This is a genomic window from Fusobacterium perfoetens (assembly GCF_021531475.1).
Classification (GTDB): domain Bacteria; phylum Fusobacteriota; class Fusobacteriia; order Fusobacteriales; family Fusobacteriaceae; genus Fusobacterium_B.
Genome location: NZ_JADYTX010000082.1, coordinates 1 through 357 on the forward strand (window position 1 = coordinate 1; position 357 = coordinate 357).

1 protein-coding gene is annotated in these 357 nt (G+C 37.0%); it reads right to left on the minus strand.

Annotated elements, in window-relative coordinates; all coding sequences use genetic code 11:
• The coding region (locus tag I6E15_RS10325; RefSeq protein ID WP_235247640.1) for a dihydrodipicolinate synthase family protein at positions 1 to 357 on the minus strand (357 nt) is incomplete at both ends.

A 357-nucleotide genomic window follows, 5' to 3' on the forward strand; every position in this document is an offset into this window, starting at 1 on the left:
CGTCTATCATTTTTGCACATGCTTCTACTTTTGGCATGTCTTCTGCTACTAATTCTGGTAATGGATTTCTTACGCTTCCACAGTCGATTCCTTCTCTCATTTTTAAGATTGCTTTCATTACTGCGTATAAGTTTCCTTTACATCCGCACATTGCATAGATTATTCTACATGCTTCATATTGGATTTCTTTTGCTTTTGCTATTTCTCCTGTTTTGAATAATCTTTCTATTTCTAAGTATAATTCTGGCATTACTCCGTATGTTCCACCGATTCCTCCATCAGCTCCCATAGCTAGTCCTGATAATAATTGTTCGTCTGGACCGTTGAATACTACTCTGTCTGCTCCTAATTCATCTT